The sequence below is a fragment of the Symmachiella dynata genome, assembly GCF_007747995.1.
Taxonomy (GTDB): Bacteria; Planctomycetota; Planctomycetia; order Planctomycetales; family Planctomycetaceae; genus Symmachiella; species Symmachiella dynata.
Window position 1 is genome coordinate 99,425 of the sequence record NZ_CP036276.1, and the last position, 25,165, is coordinate 124,589.

Here is a 25,165-nt window from a genome sequence, read left to right on the forward strand (position 1 = left end):
TCGTGAACCTGGGGTGCGCTCACTCCGTTCACGACCCCAGGCTATGGTGAAAAACGCCTTCGGCGTAACAAGCTGGGTCCGTATAATCATTGTTACATTTCAGTTGATAGGAATCGCAGCGACCAACGGGAGCGACCTATACAAGTCGAGCGGTAGCTCGCACGAAGCGGCTGTGCCGCGTGGAGGTTATTCGTTTTCGCGTCGCCATTCGACTTGTAGCCGCTCGTAGTCTTCCAGCGTGTCTAGGTCGAGCAGAATGTGGTCGGAGGGGACGGGGAATTCTTGGACGTGGGATTCATGGTCGTGGACCAGCCGATTCAGCCCTTGGTGCGGGGGAATGCGTGGGACTTCGTCGGACAATTCCCAGCGAAACAGTGTCGGGTGGCCGCGACGGCCTTCGTGCGTGGGAATTAAAATTGGGGCCGCACCGGCTCGCCAGCTTGCTAAAAGAGACTCAACGATTTTCGCATCGACCAGCGGATGATCGGCGGGTATCAACATCCAACCATCATCGGCGTTGGGATGTCGTTCCGTGGCGAGATAGTCCAATGCGTATTGCACGCTCTGCCGCATGTCGGCGGGATCGTTTTCTGGGCAGACAACCTGTGCACCGGCCGCTTCGGCCGCTTCCTGCAGGGTGGTGTCGTCCGGGCGGACCACAACGATCACGTCGTCCACGCCCCCTGCGCGCAGGGCGCCGACCAATCGCGCAATCACTGTTGAACCGCCTAGCGGCAATAGCAGCTTAGGCCGGCCCATGCGCCGACTCCGCCCCGCCGCTGGTAGCACGGCATAAATCCGCCTGTGACTCACCGTGAAACTCTCCTTGTGACTAAAACGTACACCGATTCCGTAGGTCATGCTGTGCATGACGATGCTTGGAGAAGCGTTGCTCTGTCGCGATTCGTCATGCACAGCATGACCTACGAGCTGAAATCGACGCCAAGCTTACGACTTGGGCTTGTTCACCGTTGCTAACTCCTTGGCATAGGTTTCTGTCATACCGCGCAGCCGCTCGGCAATCAACATTCGCAGTTTTCCCGGCCGCAGCACCTCAGCTTGATCGCCGTAGCCCAGGATCCACCAAGATATTTCATTCAGTCCGTCGACGGTGACGGAAAAATCCATGGTTTCGTCGTCGTTCCAGGTCACTTTTTGTGTTTTGTGCCAGCGAACTTCAGCCACATTTTGTGCCACCATTTTCTGAAATCGAACCACGACCTGTTGGCTTTTTCCCGGCTCGCGAATCAAATGCCAAGCGTTGCCTAAATAGCGCTCTAGGGAAAACCGTGGAGGGATTGTGTAGGTCCGGTCCAGCAAATCGGCGGCCAATACCCGGCCTAAGTTAAACGTACGGACTTCCCGGTGCATCGTCGAACGGCCGATCACGTACCAACTGCGGCGAATGAATAACAGGCGATACGGATGCACGACGGTGGAAATGTTCTCCCATTCGGTCAAGCTTTGATACTGAATCCGGACACAGCGCCGCCGCGAAACGGCCTTTACAAACAGATCGTAATACGACCGGTCGGCGGAGAGGGGGTTGTGTGAATCGAGTCGGACCGCCAATGTTTGCGAAACGCCGTTGAGTTGGTCGCGGAGGTGTTGTGGCAGATTGCTGGCGAGTTTTAAAGCGGCGTTACGTGCACCGTTTTGAAACGGCACGCCGCCGTCTCCATCGGCCAGTTCGTAGCACAATGTCAGCAGCGCGAGTGCCTCGTCTAGGGTGAATTCCGTGGGAGGCAGATAGGTGTTGGACGGCAGCGAGTATCCTTGCTGCTGCTCATCGTATTGTATGTGAATGCCCCCTTCTTGGAGCGTATTGATATAGCGAAAGATCGTCCGCCGACTGACGCCGCACATTTCGGCCAATTGGTTCGCATTGTGATTTCTTCCAGATTGCAAAAGTTGCACCAAACGCAGCACGCGGTGGAGACGCTCATCGGCGGACATAGGCAAAGTCTTTTTGAAAATTCGAGCAAAATTTCCGCGGTCTCCCGCTAACGTAGACGGGAGGGTGTTTGAAGAGATCGATCCATAGTCATGGCCCGCCCTCAATTCATAACCCATTTTCGATCGCTTGTGTTATAGTAAACCCCAGCAACCGCAATGGGTGTGCGAGATTGAGGACTTGCTGGGTGCGACTACAAAAAATAATAACGAGTCCTACCCAGAATGCCGCTCCTTGATGAGACAAGGCGTTTTGTTCGCCGCAGGCGTTACACATCGCACCCCAAGGGGAGGCTGTTTGACAAGTTGTGGCGCCAATAACACGGGGGACGATCATTGAAAAGCGTCAGTGCGGCAATCGTGATTCTTTCGGGGGCAATAATCTTCAGCGCTGGTGTATTCGGGGATGCAGTTAGAGGGGCAATCCCTCAGTACCCAATAGGTTTTTTGGTCATGTTCATGGGGGTTGTGGGTTGGCTGAAAGCTTTTCGGTCTGAGGAGAGTGACAATTCCAATTAAGCGACGGCCCAACCGACGTTGGTATTGGACAACGGGTTCGCTGTACGATAATGGTAGATCCTGTCCAGCAGAGACCACTTGGTGGATGTTTCGCTTTGGTGGTTAGCGTAAAGCTGCCTGCAGTGAAACCGTCGTCCGATTAGACAACGGATCAGTATCGCACAAACAGAATAGAAGAACACAGTCACACGGCGGGTACGGGGAGCCTAGGCCATGTTGGAGAGTGGGGAGTCGACATTTCTTGCAGGTAAGCTGTCGATGCGCGCCATCCCGGCCGAAGTCACCGCTTTGATCGAACCGTTTATGCATCGACGGAGGTTTGCTACCGGGCAATTCCTGATGCAGCAAGGGGACACCGCCAAGTCGATCATGGTTCTCGATGAGGGTGTGGTGGAGATCTTTACGACGGACGAATCGGGGACGCGGCAGCATATTAACAAAGGCAGTCGCGGCGACGTGTTGGGCGAAATGGCGCTGCTCTCGGGCGAACCGCGCTCCGCTAGCGTGTTGGCTCTGAGCGATGTCAAAGCGCTGGTGCTACCCGCTGAACGTTTTCATGAATTGGCCCACGACCATCCTGCATTGAGCGTGGTCCTCACCAAACTGGTCGCCGACCGGTTGGCTGGCAGCGGTCCGGATGTGTTGCATGGCAAGACGTTCCACGACTACCGCATCGTGCGGCGCTTGGGTCGAGGCGGGATGTCGATCGTGTATGAGGCGATCGATCCCAATGGGCAACATGTCGCGCTGAAAATGATGAGCCACAGTTTGGTGTACGATGATTTTGGCCGCGAGCAATTCGAACGGGAAGTCCGGGCGATCGAATCGCTCAATCACGAAAACATCGTCCGTGTGTTTGGACGGTTCGCTGCATTTCATTCGTTCTTCATGATCATGGAACATTGCCGGGGAGCCAATCTCTCCGAAGTGATTAAATACAACGGTCCGTTGCCCGAAGAGGAAATTCGGAAAATCGTCGGTCAGTTGGCCGCCGCCGTACTCGCCGCCCATGATTCCGGCCTGGTACACCGCGACATCAAGCCGGCCAATATCATGCTCATCCCGGAGGGGACGGTCAAACTGATGGATTTTGGATTGGCCGCTCCGGTGATCGATGAATCTTTGTCTCAGTACGCCAAACACGTTGTGGGCACCCCCCGCTATATGGCGCCGGAACAACTCGACGGTAAACCGGCCGGGTTTCCAGCCGATTATTTTTCGTTTGGCGCCGTTGTCTATGAACTGCTCACCGGCAAGCCGCTCTTTGCCGAGCGAAAACTGTCCCAGTTACGCAAGCGCCATGCTCAATGGAATTTTCCCGACTACGATGTGCTGCGGCCGACAAAAAATGAATGGTCTCGCCAACTGCTGGCTGAGTGCCTGATTCGCGATCCACAAAAGCGGCGACCCGATCTCAGTGCAATCGCAAAATGGGCCGCTCCCGTCGATGCCGGCATGCTCCCCGGTGGCAACGCCGACACCGGAAAAACAGGTTGGGAGGACGAAACCATCATGGAATAACCGCAGCCAGAGCATTGGGAAGGCCAAATCCTGCCTCAAGCCTGTCCCCTCAAGCCTCAGGCCTTTCATCTGGCAATTTCCCGAACCTTGCGACTGGTTTGGCAATCCTCTATCTTGGGGCTTCGGTGAAATTTTGCTTCGATCGGCGGCGTCCGGTCGGTTTTTGGGCGTTTTGTCAAAGGACACGTTCCCTTGTTACGGACTCATACGTGCGGCGACTTGCGCGCTGCGGATGCGGAAAAGACTGTCACACTCTGTGGTTGGGTCGATACTTGGCGCGATTTCGGGGGCTTGGTCTTCTTGGACCTCCGCGACCGCTACGGCATTACGCAAATCACCGTCAACCCGGAACACGACGCCGAAATGCACAAACTCGCCCGCACTTTGCGGAACGAAGATGTCATTCAGGTGACCGGCGTTGTCGCGATCCGTCCCGACGACATGGTGAATCCCAAACTCGTCACAGGCGAAATCGACCTCAAAGCCCGCGAGTTGACACTGCTCAACCGCAGCAAAACCCCACCGTTTGAACCGGGAACCACCGATCCGCCGGGCGAAGAACATCGGCTGAAGTATCGCTTCATCGACCTCCGCCGCAAGCAATTGCAAGATGCGATGATCATGCGGCACCGGTTCACGAAACTGGTACGGGACTATTTCGACGAACATGGGTTTCTGGACATCGAGACCCCCATTTTGGGCCGCAGTTCGCCCGAAGGAGCACGGGATTACCTGGTCCCCAGTCGCGTGCATCCGGGCTGTTTTTATGCCCTGCCGCAATCGCCGCAAATCTACAAGCAAATCCTGATGGTCGCCGGATTCGACCGGTATATGCAAATCGCCCGCTGCTTTCGCGATGAAGACCTCCGCGCCGATCGCCAACCGGAGTTCACGCAAATCGACATCGAAATGTCTTTCGTGACTCGCGACGACATTTTGGAATTGGTCGACGGGCTGATTCGTTACATGATGAAAAACCTGCGCGATGTGGAGGTCCCGGAGATTCCACGGCTCGATCACGCCGACGTGATGGAACGTTACGGAAACGACAAACCGGATTTGCGGTTCGGCATGGAATTGGTCGACATCGGCGAAATCGCCGGCGGCTGCGGATTTGGTGTGTTTCAAAAAACAATCGAATCAGGCGGCCGCGTACGGGGACTGACCGCACCGGGCGCTGCCGAAAAATATAGCCGCAAGAAGATCGACGAATTGACGGCCTACGTCGGAGACTACCGCGCGAAGGGACTGGCCTTTTTCCGCGTCCAAGAGGGACAGCTCGATTCGCCGATTGCCAAGTTCTTCTCCGCTGACGAACAAAAAGCGATCATCGAAAAGATGAACGCTCAGCCGGGCGACCTGTTGTTCTTCGTCGCAGACAAAGCCGAAGTGACATCCGCCGCGCTGGCTGCATTGCGAAACCGTTTGGGTAAGGAACTAGAACTGTATGATCCCAACGACATGCACTTCAGTTGGGTGCTCAATTTCCCGTTGGTCACGCACAATCCGGACGAGGGCCGTTGGGATGCGGAACATCATCCGTTTTGTAACCCGGTCGCCGAAGATCTGGAGTACTTCAAAACCGACCCCAGTAAAATTCGAGCTGAGTCCTACGACCTGGTGATCAATGGTTACGAGTCGGCCAGCGGCAGCGTCCGTATTCACGACCCGGCCGTTCAACAACAGATCTTCGATCTGCTGGGCATCAATGCTGAAGAGGCGGAAGCGCGGTTTGGATTCTTGTTGGAATCGCTACGCTACGGTGCTCCGCCGCATGCGGGATTGGCGCTGGGGTTGGACCGTTGGGTGATGTTGTTGTTGGGTTACGACAACATTCGCGACGTGATCGCCTTCCCCAAAACACAAAAAGCCTCGGACCTACTCAGCGGCGCCCCCTCCACCGTCGACGACCACCAACTCCGCGACCTAAACATAAAAACCGACCTCTAGCGGCTCAGCCGCTTGGTGCGAGCTTCCGCTCGAGGGGGTTGGGGCGCTCCCGGTGGTCGCTGCGCTTTGTTCAGGTAGCGGCCCGGGAGGGCGAAGCTCCTGCTGAGCCGCATCGGTAGACTAGGCGTGGTTTGCAAAATCATTGGACGAATGAGACATTCCTATAGCGCGTGGTTCGGACGGAGCCTCGCCCTCCCAGAGACCATATTCGCCAAAGCATAGCGACCACCGGGAGCGGCCCAGACAAAACCGAGCGGAAGCTCGCACCAAGCGGCTGAGCCGCCCACTAGGTGGTGACGGTTAGGTATTGGACGCTGAAATATTGGCGGTCGTCGGTCCAGACGGTTTTTACTTGCCAACCGGCGCGGGCGGCGATGTTGGCGAAGCTCTCGAGCGTATGTTTGTGCGAGTTTTCGGTGTGGATGGTTTCGCCGGCGGCGAAATTGATTTTTTGGCCGGCGACTGTCACTTGTTGGTCACAGCTGCTCTCGAGGTGCATTTCGATCCGCGCGTGTTGAGGATTGTAGATCGCCCGGTGTTGAAATTGCTCGACGTCGAAGTCGGCGTCCAACTCCGCATTGGCGCGGTGCAATAGATTTTGATTGAACTGCCGCGTGACCCCTTCGGAATCATCGTAGGCTGCTTCTAAAACCGCCGGATCTTTTTGTAGGTCGACACCGATCAACAGGCATCCATCGCGGCCGCACAGGCGTGCCATGCCTTGCAGGATTTCGATCGATTCGTCGACCTCAAAATTTCCGATCGTCGAACCAGAGAAATACGCCGCTCTGCGGGAACCATTCACCAGCGAGTCGGGCAGTTCAAAGTCTCGCGTGAAGTCGGCACAGACCGGCACGATATCGATATCGGGACACTTTTCCTCAAGTGCTGCCGCCGACGAGCACAGGTGTTCCCGTGAAATATCGACAGGGAAGTAGACATTCGGTGCGTGGAGGTGCTCGAGCAGAATTTCGGTCTTCAGTCCACTCCCGCTGCCGTACTCAATCACGGCACAGTCAGAACCGAGTGCCTCGGCGATTTCAGCGCCATAGTTTTGCAGGATGCTGATTTCCGCGCGGGTAGGGTAATACTCCTCTAATTCACAAATCAGCTCAAACAATTGCGAGCCGCGTTCGTCGTAGAGGTATTTGCACGGTAATGTCTTAGGAGATTGGGAAAGACCCGCCAAAAGATCGTGTCGAAAGTCGCTGCTCCGTGGCGCGCAATCCATCAGGGCGATTTGACTCATTGAGGGGTCGCTTTCCGTAGAAAGTTCATAAAGATGTGGGTTGTTCCGCTTGCTACAGACATAATCACCCTACCGGATTCGTCGGGAAATGAAAACCGGCAGCGAATTATAGACATTTTTTCTCGACAAACACCCCGAGGGTCGTCAGGATGAGCAATTTTTTACCGACTCGCTTTGAACCTACTCAGATTAGCAAAAATGAGGGAGAGGCGAACAAGATGGACTACGCAAGCTTAAGGGACGCCTACCTTGCCGTTCGCCGCCAAAGTGAGGCGATCGTCGCGCAGCTCGAACCGGAAGATTGCGTGGTGCAATCCATGCCTGATGTCAGCCCGACACGTTGGCATTTGGCACATGTCACCTGGTTTTTCGAAACATTTGTCCTCAAACCGTTTTTGCCCAACTACGAATCAACGCATCCGGCGTTCGAGTATCTGTTCAATTCTTACTACAACACAGTAGGCCGACAATTCCCCCGCGCACAGCGCGGGTTGCTGTCACGCCCGACGGTTGCGGAAGTTCTGGACTACCGCCGGCACGTGGATCAGCACATGCAGCGACTGCTGGAGGATCCGCCGCACGATTTTGTCGAGCCGGCGCGGGTGATTGAAATTGGGCTCAATCACGAACAACAACATCAGGAATTGATGCTGACTGATATCAAGCATGTCTTTTCCTGCAATCCGCTCTATCCTGCCTTTCAAAATCGCGCTAGCGTCGAGGCTCAGACCACGCGGCAATTGGGCTGGCAACGGTTTGATGAAGGGCTTTACGAAATCGGCAAGACGGGAGACGGATTTGCCTTCGATAACGAATCGCCGCGACATCGCGTGTTTGTCGAGTCGTTTGAATTGGCGGATCGACTGGTGACATGCGGCGAGTTTCGTCAGTTCATCGAAGATGGCGGATACCAGCGGCCGGAGTTTTGGCTGTCCGCCGGATGGGCGACGGTACAGGAAAACCATGCGCTTGGTCCCGGGCCTGATTCCTGGCCGTCTGCCATGTATTGGCAAAAACGCGATGAGGATTGGTATCACTTCACACTCGACGGGATGCGGCCGATTGATCCGGCGGAACCGATGTGCCATGTCAGTTATTTCGAGGCGGACGCGTACGCCCGCTGGGCCGGAGCTCGTTTGCCGACCGAAGCGGAATGGGAAATCGCCGCTGCGGACCAGCCGCTTACCGGGAATTTTATTGAAAGTGGTGCGCTACACCCCCTGCCGGTCGCCCAGGACAGTCATTCCCGGCAAACCTTCGGCGATGTTTGGGAATGGACGGCGAGCCAGTACACCGCTTATCCGGGCTACGCCGCCGCCGACGGTGCGTTGGGTGAATACAACGGCAAGTTTATGTGCAATCAGTTTGTCTTGCGCGGTGGTTCGTGCGTAACACCCGCATCCCACATCCGCCTAACCTACCGCAACTTCTTCCCCCCCTCCGCCCGCTGGCAGTTTTCAGGTATCCGTTTAGCGAAGTAAAATTCGCAAACCGAATGCATTGTGGCTTCCACCCCATGTAGGGCAGGCTCCTGCCTGCCGCATTTACCAAGGCACGTCCAACGTATCATCCGGCAGGCGGGAGCCTGCCCTACGCTCTCTCGTTTGGTTGTGGCGCGACAAATTCGTAGGTCATGCTGTGCATGACGAATCGCAACGGATTTCCATTTACTCAAGCATCGTCGTGCACAGCATGACCTACTGGTCCGTCTATTCTAAAATGTCCATTATCTGCTATAAGTGTCATTCGTTGACTTTGAATTTCATACTGAACTCTAGGAGGCAAGGATGCCAGCTTCGAATCGGAAACGGGAAGTTTGTTTAAGTGAGACCGAACGTCGCGAAATGGAGCGTTTAGTTCGTAGTGGATCTGTACCCGCTGCCCAATTGCGGCGTGCGCGGATCTTGTTGATGGCTGATGAAGATCGACGCGGAGAAGACCGGAATCCAGATTGGTATATCGCCCAGACGGTCGGCTTGTCCGAAAAACAAGTAGGACGTGTACGGCAGAAATTTGTCGAAGATGGTTTGCTGCCAACCTTGAAACGCAAGCAGCGGACCACACCGCCGGTGTCCCCGAAGCTGGACGGCGCCGCAGAAGCCAAATTGATCACGCTGTGTTGCAGCGATCCGCCGGAAGGACACCAGCGTTGGACTTTGAAATTGCTGGCAGACGAATTGGGGCGGTTGCAGGTTGTCACTTCCGTCTGCCCAGAGACCGTGCGCCGTTGTCTGAAAAAAATCGCCTCAAGCCCTGGCAAAGTAAACGCTTTTGTATCCCAGAACGGGACCGCCCGCGATTCGTGGCCCATCTGGAAAAAGTTCTTGACGTCTACTGCGAAACGTACAACGAAACGCATCCGTTGATTTGCATGGATGAAGCATCCAAGCAAATCGTCAGCGATGTCAATCCGGCTTTGCCGATGAGCCCCGGCTGCGTGCGACGGGAAGATCATCATTACCAGCGTCAAGGGGTGCGCGCCTTGTTTATGTTTTACAATCCTCTGGCCGGTTGGCGACGCGTCAGCAGCCGTGCGAGCCGGACACGCATCGACTGGGGCGAAGAAATCGCGCAGCTGTTGGAAGAGGATTATCCCCATGCCCAGCGCGTCACGCTGGTGTGCGACAATCTGAACACGCACGACATTGCAAGTCTGTACTGTGCCTTCGATGCAGAGCGAGCGCATCGCCTGGCGCGTCGTTTGCGAATCGTGCACACGCCGGTCAATGGCAGTTGGCTGAACATGGCCGAGATGGAGCTGAGCGTCTTGACGCGTCAATGCATCGGCCGTCGCTTCGACAGCGCAAAACAGATGACGGCAGAGATCGACGCTTGGCAGCGAAGACGCAACCGAATCGCCACACCAGCACGCTGGCGTTTCAAAACACGAGCAGCAAGAATTAAACTGCAACACCTTTACCCACATACCTGACATTTTAGGATAGACGGACCACTACGTCCGTTGCGTTTAAGGTGACGTTGGTGTGCGCTGGCGTTTGGTTTTGGCGAGTTCGCGGAAATAGCGGCGAATGATTTTGGCGTAATCGCCGCCCGGTCGATTCAGCGCCGACTCAAGGATTTCGGTTCGCAATTTTCCGGGGAGTTCTCCCCAATGCCGACCGGAGAGTTTTTCGAAATCCTCACGAAGTTCCGCCAACTCATCGGCCGGAGCATTACTGCCGCTACCGCCTGCCGTGTTTCCTGGAGAACCGGCTTGGCCGGTCTGTTGCGACTGTTGGCCTTGGCTGCGGCGCGATTGTTGTTGGCCTTGTCCCGGTTGCAGACTTTCGGTCGCCTGTGACAGCGAATCGGCCGCCTGTTGCATTTTTTCCGAAGCACCTTGCTGTGCTGACTCTCCATTGGCTGGTTGGTCTTGAGAGGATTGTTGTTTCTGATCTTGCTGCATCTGCTGTTGTGCCTGTTGCATTTGCTGCATGGCTTGGGTGATGTCCTCAGCAGGCTGCGCGGGCATTTCGCTTGGGTCGGCTCGTTGTTCGCCGGCAAGTTGTTGAATCGCTTGCGCGACATCGTTCAACAGACTCGCAGCCTGATGTCCTTGTTGGCCAGCTTCTTTGGATTGATTTTCCTGAAGCGACTCTGTTGCCTGCTGCATCTGTTTGTGAGCCTGGGCGGTCTCCTGCTCCGCTTGGCGAGTCTGTTCCCCTTGCGGTTTGAGGTTGAGCGGCTCTGCTGCTAAATCTTGGGCGGACTCCTGCAACTGACGTTGCAACTCTTCTGTCTGTGCGGCCAAGTTCTTCTGCCCGAACTTTTGGGCTGCCTGTCGTCGCTGAGGGTCGTCGGCCATCTCGGCAAATTGCTGCGACAATTCTTGTTGCCGTTGCCGCAAAGCTTTGGCCTGGGCATTCAATGACTCCTGATCAGTTGTCATCTCTTGGGCCATGTCGGCTGCTTGTTGAGCGGCTTTGGCGGCTTGTGGTGTTTGGCCGTTTGCCGCTGCTGTGGCGGCGCGATGCGCTTGTTGTGCCATGTTGAGCGCCTGTTGAGCTAGCTTCGATTGTGGTCCGAGTTGGCTGGCTGCTTGCCGCGCGAAATCGACAACTTCACGTGCCAATTCTCGCTGCGCGGTGATCAGTTTGAGGTTCTGCTCCGCGGCTTCGTCGGTCGCATCGGTTTCCGCAACAGGGTCTTGTTCGATTGTGGTTGCTAATTCCTCTTGCGCATCGGCAATGCCTTGTGCTGCGCGGCCTAAGCGACCGAGTTCCCTCAACCGCGCTTTGCGGGCGGCTTCGAGGATTTCGGGATGTTGTTCAACAAGGTCCTTCAATTGTGCGGACAGTTCAGCGGCTTGTTTTTCCGCTTGTCGTTGTTGCTCGGCCAAGGTTTGCAATTCTTGCTGTTGCTGGGCCGATTCAGGTTGGGCGGCCAGTTCCGCTTGCCGTCGCTGCATTGCGGCGAGTTGTTGCGATAACTCTTGTGCCTGCGCTGCCATGCGGTTCAGATCCAACAGATCACGCTCAAGCGCTGCTAAACGTTCAAACCGCCGTCGCAATTCCGCCAACGCATCGTCGGCTTCATCCAATTGGGTGACCGATGATTGCAGGGCTTCTGTTCGTTGCTCGCCGGTTGAGGAGTTCGCCCGCGTGATATCGTGGCCCGAGGATTGCAGGTATTCTTGAGCGATCTTGCGTGCGGTCGGCGCCAGGCTCGAGAGGACCGGCCGCTTGTCGAATGTGTCGGCCACATGCTCTAAGCGTTGGGCGAGTTGCCGTTGTTGTGTGGCGAGCGTTCGCAAGACCTCTGGGGTGTCCGTCTCTTTCAGTAAGGCGACGCGCGCTTGTTGTTGCCGCGTTTCGTTGTGGATCACAGCCAATTCCTCCGCCAACCGTTGGTGTTCGCGAGCAAGTGATTGCTCTTTGGCCGAAGGGGCGTCGGGTTGGATCATCACGGTATGCGGTTCGGAGGTCACCCACTGCGGTCCGGGCTCCGGTCGGTTATCAGCGGCGCGGAGTCGGTAGGTGAATTGTGTGCCCGGCGATTGAAGCTCAGCGGGGAGTTCGACCTCGAATGTAGAGGAGACTTCTGTAGCCCCCAAATTCGCAGCGGGGGCATTGATAAGTTGCGATCCTCCTTGCGGGAATTCGATTTCCAGTTGCAGCCGGCTGACCGCGAAATCGTCGCGCACAGTTGCCGTGACTCTCAGTGGAGCACCGGGAGCGATCGAGATCGGCAGATCATCGTGCAATCCGATGAACTCAGGAGGGTGGTCGCGACGGATGCGCAAGCTGCGTGCGACGGTCGGCATGTTGTGGAATCCATGAGGATCGACGAGCAAAAAGTCAAACGGACCTCCCTGGTCGACGGTGAACTCCAAGCTCGCCGACCGGCCATCGGCGACCATTGTGAATGTGTGACGGACGATGTCTGGGGGTATCTTCTCGATGTCGTTGGCGGCAAAGACTTTCGCCAAATCGTGACGATTGCCTTGTAACCATTCCGCGGTGACCACTTTGTTGGGGAAGGTCAATTCCCCGCGCAGGCGGCTGTGTTCAAAGACCGTGATCTCGCCGACCGCGCCGTCGTGCGATTCTGCCGGCAGTTTTGTGTATTCCGGTGGTTGGACATGCAATATGCAGGTGCCCATTTGCGGAGGATCGACCACGCGGACGATGTAGTTTCGTGAGCGTGCCTTGCCAGCGGCGAATGCGAATCGGAAGTCGTCTTGTACGTGGGGAATCGTCACCAGAAACGCCTCAGCGGTGGGACTCCACTTGACCGGCCGCACAACGCCGGCTTGCGGTCCTGCGGTGAATTCCAGTTGCGCCTCGCGTGGCAACGGATCAATTCCCTGCCGGGAATGCGGAACGGCAAGCAGCGTCAGGTCCTGTCCTCGTGCAGCGACGCGGTTTCCACCAGGGACATCGAAATAGATATCGCCCGCACGCTCATGATTTCCCCACGGAACCAAAAACCGCGTGAGCATCAGCCGATAACTGTCCGGGGCAAACAGTGCCGGTGCGGCCAAAAGCACCACTGCAGCCAGGCCGAGCAGTCCAAGACGCACGCTCTGCTTTGCGGGGGCGGCGGAATCGAAGTCGATCGGTTCGGTGGCCTGCAACGTCTCGCGGGTGAGGTGATTGAGCATCAACGCTGAACCGCGCCAACTCGTGGGGGTTTCAGGATGCGTGAGTTCCACCAGCGAGGAAAGCCGTTCGCCCAGGGCGGGGTGGGCTGCTTCGACAACTGCCGCCAAATTCACACCGGCATAACGCTTCAGCAATGGGCGAATCACGAACCAGCTCGCCACGGCAATCGCCACAATTCCGGTGGCGCCCAGCCAGATAATGCGTAGGGCTGTGGGCACGTCGAACAATAAATCGGCGGCCAGTCCGACAGCGACCATCGCGCCGGTGACAGCCAGCAACAGTCCGATCCCGCGCAGCAATGCCAACCGCCGCAACCGCCGAGCCAATCCGCGCAGCTTCGCCGCTACGCCGTCGGGAAGCGACGTCAACGTTGCCGGAGGTTTAGGGGATTGAATGACAGTGGACATGGTGAGGACAATCGTCGGGGGACCTATGCTATTCGCCGAGGCAATACAACATCTCTCGCCGCTCGCCATCCACGGTTTCGACGACACGCATGTAAATACGGTTGCCGCAGATGGCCGGTGTGGCATAGGTTTCGTCGCCGAGTTGGTTTTTGGAGACGTTTTCTAGTCCCTCGGGGCTGACCGTCACGACGTAGGTCGTTGCGTCTTCGGTCGTGGCATACAATCGGCCGCCCGCCAACACGGGGGTCGAAGTGAACGGTCCGCCGATACGTTTTTTCCAGAGTTCTTCGCCACTGTCGCTCTTCCAGCAATAGACAATTCCTTTATCGGATACTGCATACAGATGGCCATCGATGACTAGCATCGAAGGGACATAGACGCGGGTCTTGTTTTCCCAAGCGATCTCACCCGAACCGTCGCCGCGGATGGCAGAAACATGGTTTTTGGGGTAGCCGCCGCTGGAAAAGACGAGGTTTCCATCGGTGGGAGTCGACGTCACACATTCGGTCGTCGCCCCTTCGACTTCCCAATTCTGCTTGCCGGTCAGCGGGTCATAGCTTGAGACAAGGTCGCAGCCGGTGAAGATCACTTGGTCTTTGCCGGCGACGTTGAGAATGATTGGCGACGCATAATTCGGCTCACTCGGCCGTTTGTGTTTCCAGGTAAGCTCACCGGACTCGCGATCGAAAGCGGCAATCGCCCCGCCCCCTTTGTTGTCGGCCGAGACGATCACTACCGAACCGTAAATCGCCGGCGACGACCCATAACCCTGATGCACGACATAATCAGTGACCTTTTTTTGCCACAACTTTTTCCCGTCGATGGTCAGTGCCGTGGTATAGACGGCGTCGTTGTTGAGAAAATTGATGAACAACCGCTCACCGTCGCAAGCAACAGTCGAGGATGCTTGCGTCGATTTCTTGTTGCCCTTATCGGTCAGGCCGCCGGTGTGGACGTCGGTTTTCCAAAGCTGATTGCCCGTCTCGCGATCGAAACAGATCACCGACTGGGTTTGTTGTTCTTCATCAGCAGTCGTGATAAAGACGCGGTCACCCACCACGGTCGGCGAACTGTGTCCACGGCCCGGAATGGGCGCTTTCCAGATCACGTTTTCGTCTTTGCTCCAGGTGGTCGGCGGCGATTGGCCGTCTGGGGCGATGCCGTTACGCTGAAATCCTCGCCACCAAGGCCAATCCGCTTCGGAAACAGAAATCTTGGCCGGCGTGGCGACAGCTGTGCCCGATTCCTGCTCCGCGCAACCGGTCGACTCGACAACGAACAACAACGCCACAGCCAAAACCATATAAACGCGGGGCATATCGACTCAGCTTTCTGTATTCTGTAGGCCATGCGGTGCATGACGGTTCTGTATTTGGTGAATCATGTTGGAGCTTCGTCATGCACAGCATGACCTACTTTTCCGTAGCGGCGGTTGCCTGTTTTATGGCGAAGTCGATCAATTCTTGGCAGTGAAAAAACCCGTCCCAGTAATTGTGGCCTTGCCCGTCGGCAATGACAAGCTGCGCGAGCGATTCGGCACCGGCGGCTTTGTAGCGTCGCACGAATTCGGCGGAGTTTGTCTCCAAGGGAACGACCTTGTCGCTGTCTCCATGAATGAAAAAGGCCGGGACACCGGCGCGGGCGAGTGCTTCTACATTTTCGATGGGATTATGCTTTGCGAGCCGGTTTTGCAGTTGCTCGGCGGTCAAACGGTATGCCCCTGCTGCCTTGTCCACACCGGGATAGGCGGTCAGGTCCAAGACGGGATAGATCCCGGCGATGCCGGCGACTTTCTCGGGGTGAGCGGCGGCCCAACTGGTGATCATCAAGCCTCCCCGACTGCGGCCCAACAGGCATGGTTTCTGGGCAAAGCCTTGTTTGGTGGTCAATTCACGATACAAGGCGTTGTACAACTTTTGTCCGCGCGGACTGCCGAACGACTCGCCGATATCAATCCCCGCCACGGCGACCCCGGCGGCGAGAAATTGTTCATGCATCCATTTTTCGTGGCGGTCAGGCAGCCCCGGTAACGTCGGTGCGTAGAGAATCCAAGGTTGCGGCTTGCGACGTTTTTCTCGCGGCGGATAGAAAATAAATGCCGGTCGATCGGCGACAAAGAACGATTTTCCAGGCAGGATTAACTCTTTGCGGGGCAGCAGGGACGATTGCGGCAAATCGCGCGTTGCCAACTGGCGGAATTCGTCCTCAAGCTGTTCCCATTTGCGCCGCATGTCATCGACCTTGTCAGGATGTTGGGCGGCCAGGTTGTGTTGTTCGGTGCGATCCCCATGCAGGTCATAGAGTTCCCAATCGTCGTCGCGGGCGGAAACCAGTTTCCAATTGCCAACGCGCAGCGCGCGATTGCCTTCGTGCGACCACCATAGTGCGTCCCGTTTGACGCTATCGTCCTTCGCGAACGCCGGGACGAGGCTTTTGCCCGGTGCGGGGGGGACCGGTTGGTCGTTCCAGGTTTTCAGCGGCGCGCCGCCGGCGATATCGAGAATCGTGGGGACGATGTCGATGACGTGTCCCACATCCTGCCGCAATTCTCCCTTGGCTGAAATGCCGGCCGGCCAATGCGCGATCAATGGTGTGGAGATACCCCCTTCATGCACCCAGGTTTTGTGACGGCGGAAGGGAGTGTTGGAGGTCGTCGACCAACCTGGTCCTAGGCAGAGATACGTCGCAGCGGATCCGGGAGCGGCGGTCGGGTCGTGACCGTCATCGCGGACCATAATCTCAGCGCTGCCGCCATTGTCAGAAAGAAACAAAATCAACGTGTTGTCCAGCGCTCCCATGGCACGCAACTGCGCAAGCACGCGGCCAATGTCGCGGTCGACACGATCGATCATCGCCGCATGAATCGCCATTTTGGTGGCTTGGAATTCCTGTTGTGCAGCTGTCAGTGTCTCCCAGGGCAGGGGACGATTGACCTCCCCTGGGCCGAGGATTTCCAATGCTTTGGGGAAATGGTAGGGCGGGCCGACGTCGGGTTCCACGGCGGACAATACGCCGTCGACCAATCCCATCTCTTGAATGCGTTGCCACCGTGCATCACGCACTTTTTCCCAGCCGGCGCGATATTGGTTGCGATACTTGGCGATATCTTCGGGCAGGCCGTGCAGCGGAAAGTGCGGAGCGGTGAAGGCGAGGTAATGAAAAAAGGGTGTCTCGCCATGTTTCTCCGCATGCTCTTTCAAGGTGCGGACCGCATGGTCGGCGATGGCATTGGTGGCGTAATAGTCGCCGCCCGGTTCAACGGGCGGGAGTTTCTGATCGTCTTCGTAATGGACTTTGGGATTAAAAAACCGGCCTTGGTCTTGCACGTAATACGAGTGGTCGAATCCGCACTGAAGCGGCAGTCCGTCGACGTGCCATTTGCCGGAGTGGTAGCTGCGATAGCCGAGCGGCTTGAGCATGTCGGGCAACAGCCGCGCCCACTGCGGCCGTTTGCCCCGCCCACCGCTGGGAATTCCGGGTAGGTTATCGCGGCGAATTTGTTGCGCGTAATACCCGGTCAGCAGCGCCCCCCGCGTCGGCCAACAGCGGGCGGTGTTATAGAACTGCGTAAACCGCAAACCGTTTTTGGCGAGGGCGTCTAGATTCGGCGTTTCAATCTCGCCGCCATAGCAACCGATGTCGGAGTAGCCCAGGTCGTCGGCGAGGATCACCAGCACGTTGGGGCGTTCGGCGGCGCTGGCGACGACGGGCAGGAGTGCCAGGAGACCCAGCGTGGCGAGTATGTATTTCATTGTGACCAACCTCTATCCAAAAAACGCGCATGTGGTGGCCGCCGCAGAATGAATTTGTGGACGTCACAACTCGTCGCCGGTATGCTCGACTGTTCCTGACGCGGCAGGTAGCGTTATTTTAAGGGTACAGTGTCGTTCGTTGGTTTTCCATACAATCGATTCTGAAGTCGTCGTGTCTAATGCTCAGGTTCGGTCGATGGCCGGTCAAATGAAACACAGTCCTAAAGAACAAGGAGAGAAAATTCCGATGCTCGATTTTCTCCTCACCGGCACCGATCCGAGTGGAAAACGCGATACGCATCGCGTGAAAGCAGCCAATTCTCAGGAGGCGTACCGGCACTTTGAGTCGCAGGGTTTTACTGAAATTGTGCTGCACACCGACGATGCGGCAGCATCAGCGTCAATCACCGTACTTGAGGATGGAACGATTACGCCGCGTGAGGCGGTAAACTTACGCGGAAAATCTCATTTCAAGGTCACCTGGTTTCTACTCAACAAGCTTTTGTGGAAACATTGGTGGAAGTTTGGGCTGTTCCTCGCTGTTCTTTGCTTGATAGTGCCGAATGAAAAACGCATCACCGTGATCGTTCTCGGAGTTGTCGTAGCCGTATGCAACTATGCGTTCCTACTGTTCAAGAGCTTGCTGTTTCCCCAATCCGAACTCACCGGTCGTTATAATGAACTGATCGATTCGTTCTACTGGGCGAAGTGGGACAACGTCCTAAACGGAGCGGATGCTCTGCGTGGAAAAGTAGAAGACTTTGAGCTTGACTCATATAAGGCGGGTGCGCTGGCAGGACTCGGGAGATTAGAAGAAGGCCTCGCAATTCTAAAACATTGGGAAGATTCCGACGACGTTCCGCAATGGTTATTGCTTACTCGGCTGTCCAATTTCTATAACGCCGCTTGTATGCCTGACGAAGCATTAAAATGCTTGGTGCAGGCCTATGAGGCAGAACCGGAAAACCCGACAGGAATCATTAACTATTCGATTGCGCTCTCCCGTGCTGGACAACAGACGCAATTAGCGGGTCAGCTGATTCAGTCTGCGGAACGAATGCACCTCAGCGAATCGGTGGCGATGCTTCTGCCGATGGCCAAAGGGCTTTGGCTGACAAACACCGGAAGCGCTGATCTGGCCGTCCATGAATTTGTGCGGTTTCGCGAAACCATGCAACCGCTGGCTAAATCAAATCCTTTACTTTCACTATTGGTCGATTTGAACCAAGCACATTTGGCCGTGGCTCTCTTACAGCTCGGCGACCGGGAACGCGCCGCCCGCGAAGCCAAGCTGGCGTTGCCGCGGCTCCGCGCGTTGAATCGGACGCGGCTACTAGAAAAACTGGCCGATGTCGCCGATTGATTCGACCGCAATGAATCATTTGGTCGTCGCAGTGAACATGTGTCCCAGAATCATGCCTAGAACACTGTGCAAGCACCCCTGAAAACAACGCAAACTGTAACGACTATGCACCGTTGTGTTAGACTATTCAGACGTCGCGCTGCTTGCGACCGAAGAAAAGCATAGGTCTCTAATTCTCGACGGTGAATGCTATGATGACGCGCTGGATGTTGCCCTTGATGGTCGTAACGATTTTGGCGGTTGCGCCGCGCGCTGCCGAAGCCCAATTGTTTGGTAAACGGGTTTTGGGCGGCAGTTCGTTATCGAGGCAAGCGAGACCGGGCGCTGCTGCTGCTGATGCCGGGTCGATAACCGGGAATGAGCGATTCATTCGCGGCAATCGCAGTCGTCGTGCGTTTGTCGGTTCAGATTCCCAGGATGTCACCAGTTTTGTTGGCTCGGAACAAGCCACCACGACTGGTAACGTGACTTCGACGACCACTGGCTTGCGGCCGCCGCCCGATCGGAGTGCCGCGATCAATACGCCGCTGCAACCGCGCAATCCGACGTCGCTGTATTATCCCAAGCTGGTCGTTCGCTTTGATGTTCCGCATCCGCAAAGAATCCAACCGACTGTTATTGCGCATCGACTTGAGGAATCAGATTCATTTCGCCAACTGGGGGAGATTGAGGTGGTGGTCTCAGGTCCGACGGCCACGTTGCGGGGTGAGGTTGCCTCCGAATCGGATCGTCGGCTAGCTGCTCTGCTTGCCACTTTCGAACCCGGAATCGATCGCGTACAAAACGACCTGACCGTGAATACCGAGTTGAAGTTGCCGCCGCTGCCTCCTGAACCTGGGACTGAGGCGGATGCGCCTCCGCTGGCGCCGCCTGCTGGGAATTAGTTGCGTTCTTTAACTCGGACTGCTGGATAGTATCGAGAAAAACGGCTTGCTGAGTGGGTGTCTGTTCCACCTTCTGCACGTTCACCGGTATGCCCGAGTGTTCGACAAACGCCGCTGGAACATCGATTGTGACGGTCGACATCGCTTCTTTGTTCGGTTCTTTCACGGTGGCTGGTGTTTCGTGGCCGACCGGTTGGATGTTGTATAAGTGCTCTCGTTGGTGGTCAATAAACTTCTGCAACCGCGTTCCGGCCGATTCGATCGGGCCGCCCGCTTGAACAACGCCGAGTGACGCATCGCGCTGTGCGGCGACTTGCTGGATCGGCGATGCTTGGGAAGTGGGTTCTTCAGTGGTCGTTGTCGCCACCTCTTCTTCAGGCGGCGCGCCGGGTAGAATTTTCGGAGCGGCGTCGGACATCACCGCGCCGCCTTGAGTCGGTTCGAATCGGACGAAAAGCGAAATACGCCGTTGCGGCCCGCCCACTTCGTCCCATGGCAACCAGACACTATAGGAATGTCCGATGTCCGACTTGCTGCGGTGTTTGGCCAGTTGCTCGGGCAAAAAGACATAGCGTTTCTCTGGTTTGGTCGCCATGCCTTTCCCGTTGTCATCACCAAAGGCATAGACGGTTAAGGTTCCATCCACAATCAACGGCTCAGCCGGTTTGTCGTCTCCGAGGCCTTGGTCGGCATAGAACATAATCCGTCCGCCGAATCCACGTATGGAGGGTTTGTTACGTTGATTGAGGACCGTATCGGTCCAAACCACCGAAAGGCGATTGGGAACCGAGACCGGGGGCAGCGGTTCTTCGTCGGCAACATCCGTCACCTGGTCCTCGGCAAACTTTGCGTCGGCGGGCTTCGCCTCCGGCGGAACCTTCGACCAGGGCATGGTGGCCGGCATCTTGAATTCGACGCAGCCGCTGAACCCCAGCACGCAGGTTAAGAGAACCCAATGGGACAAACGATTGTCAACGATTTTGATAAACATCGTGGACGAAACCTTCACTCAAATCGAATAGGAAGTCGACGGAACAAATTCAATCAGGGGCGACGCAATTACCGCGTCATTTGATCGGGCACAATCGGCCCGTTGGAGTCTTCAGGACTGTAGAGCACCTTGGGGATTCCCGTGCGCGAATCGGACGGTTGTGCTTTTCGTATCCGCCGTAACCGAACATTCAAATTCGGGTTCAGCGTCCCTTGGGGATTGTCGTCAGGAAACAAAGGTTCGACATCGTCCCAGGAGGACTGAACCGCCGAGCGGCGATCGATACGACTTTGCGGGTTGGTGTCGGGATAGATCACATCTTCTTGCGGTTGGGGAATCAAAGCCGGCTGGGCGGGAGTTGTGCCTTCGCCGCGCGGATCGCTGTCGGGATAAATCACGGGAATGGCGTCGTTGTACATCGGGCAGCCCGATTCGCCACACAGCAGAGGATCGTGATTTTGCAATTCGCATACGTCAGTCGCGCACCAACTCATGCGGGCGTACTCTTCCATCTTGATCCGTTCCATATCTTTTTGGTCGCGGATAACGTGCGGGGTGAGAATGATCAATAACTCGGTCCGCCGATCAGAATTAAAATCGTAGCTGAAGAGTTGGCCCAGCAGTGGTAGCTCTGAAAGATAAGGAACGCGGCGACGAATTTCTTCGGTCCGTTTAGTGATCAATCCGCCCAGAATGATGGTTTCTCCATCAGCAGCACTCACGGTTGTCTGTGCAGTGATGACGTTAATACGGGGTGACTTGACGATTGTTCCATCGGTGGAAACCAAGACGGGAATCCCATCGGCGTCGCTGCCCACGTCGGATTTTTCAGAATCGATTTCCATCACCACCATGCCTTCGGGACTGATGCGTGGCGTGACACCAAGAATCAGGCCGACATTTTCCAATGCGACACTATTGACCGTACCGGTTAACCCGACCGTAGAACCGGTGATACGAGGTACGCGTTGACCAACTTGGATATAGGCCGGTTGATTATCCAACGTCGTGACTTGCGGACGGCTAAGAACTTCCAAACGCCGATTCTCGTGCAGAGCTCGCAACAGGATATTCACGCTGTCGCTGCCGGCGGAAAGGACGAGACCGCCGTAACCAAGTTGCGTGTTCGTGCGGCCCACGGCGAAGTTCGACAATGCTTGACCGGCCACAGTCGCTGCGGTCGCCAACGAAGTGGCGCTGCCGCTGTTGCCCAAATCTGCTTGATTGAAGTCAAAGCCCGGTTCCAACGTGGCACCGATGACTTGTTGTTCCGTCTGGGTGGTGATCCCTTGGGAAGTCGATTGTTGTGAGGTTCGCGTTAATGTTTGTGAATCCGCGAGATTGCTCAACAGGCTGCGATCGAAAAGCAGCGAATCTTGCAGTCCCAACTCTACGCCGAATTCGTCGGTATCATTCAAGCCGACTTCGGCGATCAGTACTTGGATCATCACCTTGGGCGGTTGTTCGTCGAGTTTTTCGACAATGGTTTTAATCTCTTCGAAAAACCGCGGCGTGGCACTGACGATCAGGTTGTTCCCCACCGGTTCGGGCACAACAACCACTTCGCGTTCGATCTGTTGAAAAGCACTCAAACCACCCGGCGACGCCAATTGGATCTGTCGCTCACTTCGCAAAAAGTCGCCAATCGCGCGGGCAACGTCGGTCGCAGAAACGTTCTTCAAACGATACACGATATTCTGCCGCAGTTTGACTTCGCGTTCATCCAAACGCAGCAACAACGCTTCGATGATTCGCAAATGTCCCGCCGAGCCGGTGGCGATGATACTATTGGTACGTGTGTCGATGGCGAATCGCAACGGAGCGAGTGAGGTTTCCCCTTCAGCTCCAGGGAGTTGTGGGCCGGTGCCAGCGCCGGTTTGTGTCGGCAGCAATGACCGCAGCATCTGCACCAAGTCGGCCGCGTCGCTGTTGATGATCCGAAACACCTTGATTTGCGCGGTGTCCACCGGCGTTTCATCGAGTTGGCGAATCAATTCGCCCAATAGCTCCATGCTTTCCGGTGGTGCGGAGATGACGAGTGTATTTTTACGCGGGTCGGGTGTGATTTGAACGTTGTTCAACAACCCCGATTTGAGGACTTTTTGTCCGGCCGTATCGATCGCCAGCAGTTCCAACACCGAAGAGGCTTGTCCGCCACTCCCGTTGGCACCGGAAATGGCTTGTGTCAAAACCTGGGCGACATCGGCTGCTAAGGAGTTCTTCAGCGAGAAGATGCGTGCCTGATGAACCGAGGAACTTTCTGCGACATCAATCCGGCTGATCAACAGTTCCACATCCTGCATGTCCCGTGGTGCTGCCTGGATGAGCAATGCATTGGTGCGCGGGTCGGCTGTGACACGCACCGACGCAGCCAGTCCCGGCCGGTTCGTGAAATATTGTTGTACGGTTTGCTGCGCCTGTGCCGCCGGCGCATGTTTCAGCTGAAAGACGCGTAGTTGCGAGTTGGGATCGACGGGGCTATCCAGCGAGGCGATCAACTCTTTTAGCACCTCCATCGCTTCGCCCCAGCCAATCAATAACAGCGCATTGGGTGTGATCAGCGGGGTTTGTTCCACGCGGCCTTGTCGACCACCGATTAAATCGGGGAGCACACCGGTGATTAATGTCGATAATTGTTGGCTATCGACATGTTTGAGACGCACGACCTCAATTTCCGGTTCCGCTTCGGCGCTGAGCCGTTCGATTTCATTGATGATGCGGGTCATTTCTTCAACGTCACGATCGCGCCCCCGCAGGATGATGACGTCCAGATCGGGCAGCGTCTCGACTTCGACATCAGTTCCCAACTCCCGCAACCGTTCGCGTTGGCGGTCTAACTCGGCGTCCAGGGCGTCCGTTGGTCCGTCCGGATCCAGGGCTGGGGCGGAATCGCTGTCGGCGTCTGTTTCTTGGAAGGCAAAGTTGGCCGGGCGGATTTGCGAATCCGTGATGAGGTGCGTCCCCTTATCACCGGTTTTTTTGTGGTTGGTTTTTGGTGATTTCAGTTTGTTTTTTTCACCGCGATAGGCGCGAACGGCCTCCTCGACTTTATTGGGACTACTGCGTCGAAGTGCGAGGATACGAATCCGGCGGCCTTCGGTGGTCTCGCGGCTATCGAGTGCCCGCACGAGTCGCGCGACCTGTGCGACGGCTTGCTCTTGTCCATACACCAAAAACTGATTGCGACGGCGGTCGATGGTAATTTCGACATCGTGTCCCGCAATTTTCGAGAGGACATAACTCTGCTCGGGACTTTCGTTGACGCGGATCGGTTGCATGCGCTTTCCGAACAATTGCCGCAACATCGGTAGGATGTCGGCTGCTTGGGAATTGATCAATGAGACAAACAATTCACGCGGCGGGTCGGTCGACGGTGGCTCGACGGGCTGACCTGGTTGAGCACCTGCTTTGAGCGTGATCGTCCGTTCCACCTCTTGGATTTCTAGCGGCGGTGTCGGTTCGTCCAATCGCGACGAGATCCAGTCATGAATCTGTTGGGGCGCCACAACCAGTAACCGTGAAGCATCGACATCAATCGCGACACGGACCTTGCGGTTCTCTTGAAATCGTTTGCGGAGGCTGTCGGCTGCTTCTTGCAGTCCGGCAGGCTCGATCGGATAGGATTGGACGACCGGTTTTGTCTCGGCCGGAGCTGTAGTCGTCTTCGACTTGCGATCTACCGATTTGATCAGCTGCTGCGCAATCTGTTGAGCGTTTTTCGGCCCGCGGAGCAAGATTTGATTGTTTTGACGATCGGCAACCAGGTGCGTGTTGTCGTCGAGATTATCCAGCAGTTCCACCAGCATTTTTTCGACTTCAGTCGCCGATTTATGCCGCAGCGGATAGACCTGGTATTCGGCTGCCGAACTCGACTGAGCTGCGGCAATGCCCGAGAGGTAAAGTGTCAACAGAACGGCAGCAAATGTGCATTTCATGGGTAGCTGTTTCCACAAAACGTCTCGTCGTTGGGGTACGATCACGAGAAATTCCTCGTATGAAATTCGGTAGGCGAGCAACGTGCGCCACGCGAACTTGTCGGTGTTACAGAAATTGATGAGTTGTCGAAAATGTGAGTGAGAGAGGGGGCGGGATACTACGCAATTCCAGGGAGCCCATCAAGGGCAATTGATCCGTTCGTTATGAGAAATCTATCTGTTCTGAGAGAGGGTTCGGACGCGGCTGTATAATAACGATTCACAGCGCAAGCCATCTTGACAGAATCGAACGGTTGCGGGTATTACACGCTCCCTCTTCACAGACACTCTCTCATAAATACTCATTGACGAACCTGTGGCCATGACGCATTGCGTCTCGCCGCTGCCTATCCGTTGCGCGAACTTATTCGTTGCGCGAAGTCATTCCTTCCCCGCGAATGCGGGCAGGTCTGCATTCACGCGTTTCGACGGCATTTAGACACCTCTCCACAGCGACCACACTTCACCAACAATTGCGACTCGTTCCTCTTGGATGTT

14 protein-coding genes and 2 pseudogenes are annotated in these 25,165 nt (G+C 56.1%); 8 read left to right on the forward strand and 8 right to left on the reverse strand.

The features are described from left to right. Positions 1-186: 186 nt before the first annotated feature. Both Mal52_RS00340 and Mal52_RS00345 read right to left on the reverse strand, forming a co-directional pair. Positions 187-813 (reverse strand): nucleotidyltransferase family protein, encoded by a 627-nt coding sequence (locus Mal52_RS00340; RefSeq protein WP_197534573.1) that lies wholly within the window; start codon positions 811-813, stop codon positions 187-189. Between the two features lie 135 nt (positions 814-948). Continuing rightward, complete coding sequence (locus tag Mal52_RS00345) at positions 949-1,956, reverse strand: helix-turn-helix transcriptional regulator (RefSeq protein ID WP_197533603.1); 1,008 nt, start codon at positions 1,954-1,956, stop codon at positions 949-951. 729 nt (positions 1,957-2,685) lie between these two features. Between Mal52_RS00345 and Mal52_RS00350 the strand changes: the two genes are divergently transcribed. After that, positions 2,686-3,993, forward strand: a complete 1,308-nt coding sequence (locus Mal52_RS00350; RefSeq protein WP_145373637.1) for a protein kinase domain-containing protein — start codon at positions 2,686-2,688, stop codon at positions 3,991-3,993. 192 nt (positions 3,994-4,185) lie between these two features. After that, complete coding sequence (aspS, locus tag Mal52_RS00355) at positions 4,186-5,943, forward strand: aspartate--tRNA ligase (RefSeq protein WP_145373638.1); 1,758 nt, start codon at positions 4,186-4,188, stop codon at positions 5,941-5,943. 286 nt (positions 5,944-6,229) lie between these two features. Here aspS and egtD read toward each other — a convergent pair whose 3' ends face one another. Continuing rightward, positions 6,230-7,192 carry an L-histidine N(alpha)-methyltransferase gene (gene egtD, locus Mal52_RS00360; protein WP_145373639.1) on the reverse strand — a complete coding sequence of 321 codons (963 nt, stop codon included), beginning with the start codon at positions 7,190-7,192 and terminating at the stop codon, positions 6,230-6,232. A 218-nt stretch (positions 7,193-7,410) separates the two neighbouring features. Between egtD and egtB the strand changes: the two genes are divergently transcribed. From egtB to Mal52_RS00370, 3 genes and pseudogenes are all read left to right on the forward strand, one after another. Next, complete coding sequence (gene egtB, locus Mal52_RS00365; protein WP_145373640.1) at positions 7,411-8,673, forward strand: ergothioneine biosynthesis protein EgtB; 1,263 nt, start codon at positions 7,411-7,413, stop codon at positions 8,671-8,673. A gap of 429 nt (positions 8,674-9,102) precedes the next feature. After that, positions 9,103-9,366, forward strand: a pseudogene (locus tag Mal52_RS30080) (helix-turn-helix domain-containing protein); the annotation flags it as partial. Further along, positions 9,249-10,124, forward strand: a pseudogene (locus Mal52_RS00370) (IS630 family transposase); the annotation flags it as partial. The pseudogenes Mal52_RS30080 and Mal52_RS00370, both read left to right, overlap by 118 nt. A 36-nt stretch (positions 10,125-10,160) precedes the next feature. On the opposite strand, the gene Mal52_RS00375 reads toward Mal52_RS00370, so the two are convergent. The 3 genes from Mal52_RS00375 to Mal52_RS00385 form a co-directional block, all read right to left on the reverse strand. Next, entirely contained in the window at positions 10,161-13,703 is a 3,543-nt protein-coding gene (locus tag Mal52_RS00375; RefSeq protein WP_145373642.1) for a hypothetical protein, read from the reverse strand. 28 nt (positions 13,704-13,731) lie between these two features. Then, positions 13,732-15,021, reverse strand: a complete 1,290-nt coding sequence (locus tag Mal52_RS00380) for an outer membrane protein assembly factor BamB family protein (RefSeq protein WP_145373643.1) — start codon at positions 15,019-15,021, stop codon at positions 13,732-13,734. A 94-nt stretch (positions 15,022-15,115) separates the two neighbouring features. Next, entirely contained in the window at positions 15,116-17,455 is a 2,340-nt protein-coding gene (locus tag Mal52_RS00385; protein WP_145373644.1) for a sulfatase-like hydrolase/transferase, read from the reverse strand. A 304-nt stretch (positions 17,456-17,759) separates the two neighbouring features. On the opposite strand from Mal52_RS00385, the gene Mal52_RS00390 reads away from it, so the two are divergent. Beyond that, positions 17,760-18,818, forward strand: coding sequence for a hypothetical protein (locus Mal52_RS00390; RefSeq protein ID WP_145373645.1), 1,059 nt, complete (start codon positions 17,760-17,762; stop codon positions 18,816-18,818). Positions 18,819-18,987: 169 nt separating this feature from the next. Here Mal52_RS00390 and Mal52_RS30085 read toward each other — a convergent pair whose 3' ends face one another. After that, positions 18,988-19,188, reverse strand: a complete 201-nt coding sequence (locus Mal52_RS30085) for a hypothetical protein (protein WP_231962019.1) — start codon at positions 19,186-19,188, stop codon at positions 18,988-18,990. A gap of 304 nt (positions 19,189-19,492) precedes the next feature. Between Mal52_RS30085 and Mal52_RS30410 the strand changes: the two genes are divergently transcribed. Further along, the gene (locus Mal52_RS30410) at positions 19,493-19,702 is read left to right on the forward strand and encodes a BON domain-containing protein (RefSeq protein WP_420824964.1); all 210 of its coding nucleotides are present in this window, start codon (positions 19,493-19,495) and stop codon (positions 19,700-19,702) included. 779 nt (positions 19,703-20,481) lie between these two features. Then, complete coding sequence (locus Mal52_RS30420; RefSeq protein WP_145373647.1) at positions 20,482-20,724, forward strand: hypothetical protein; 243 nt, start codon at positions 20,482-20,484, stop codon at positions 20,722-20,724. Between the two features lie 37 nt (positions 20,725-20,761). Here Mal52_RS30420 and Mal52_RS00405 read toward each other — a convergent pair whose 3' ends face one another. Continuing rightward, positions 20,762-24,628: a secretin N-terminal domain-containing protein gene (locus Mal52_RS00405; protein ID WP_145373648.1), complete on the reverse strand. Its 3,867-nt coding sequence runs from the start codon at positions 24,626-24,628 to the stop codon at positions 20,762-20,764. Positions 24,629-25,165: the final 537 nt, after the last annotated feature.

Excerpts from the sequence above, each read along its gene's own strand:
- Mal52_RS00345 (WP_197533603.1), bottom strand. The coding sequence starts at position 1,956 with ATGTCCGCCGATGAGCGTCTCCACCGCGTGCTGCGTTTGGTGCAACTT.
- Mal52_RS00350 (WP_145373637.1), top strand. The coding sequence starts at position 2,686 with ATGTTGGAGAGTGGGGAGTCGACATTTCTTGCAGGTAAGCTGTCGATG.
- egtD (WP_145373639.1), bottom strand. The coding sequence starts at position 7,192 with ATGAGTCAAATCGCCCTGATGGATTGCGCGCCACGGAGCAGCGACTTT.
- egtB (WP_145373640.1), top strand. The coding sequence starts at position 7,411 with ATGGACTACGCAAGCTTAAGGGACGCCTACCTTGCCGTTCGCCGCCAA.
- Mal52_RS00375 (WP_145373642.1), bottom strand. The coding sequence starts at position 13,703 with ATGTCCACTGTCATTCAATCCCCTAAACCTCCGGCAACGTTGACGTCG.
- Mal52_RS00380 (WP_145373643.1), bottom strand. The coding sequence starts at position 15,021 with ATGCCCCGCGTTTATATGGTTTTGGCTGTGGCGTTGTTGTTCGTTGTC.
- Mal52_RS00385 (WP_145373644.1), bottom strand. The coding sequence starts at position 17,455 with ATGAAATACATACTCGCCACGCTGGGTCTCCTGGCACTCCTGCCCGTC.
- Mal52_RS30085 (WP_231962019.1), bottom strand. The coding sequence starts at position 19,188 with ATGAATCGCTCATTCCCGGTTATCGACCCGGCATCAGCAGCAGCAGCG.
- Mal52_RS00405 (WP_145373648.1), bottom strand. The coding sequence starts at position 24,628 with ATGAAATGCACATTTGCTGCCGTTCTGTTGACACTTTACCTCTCGGGC.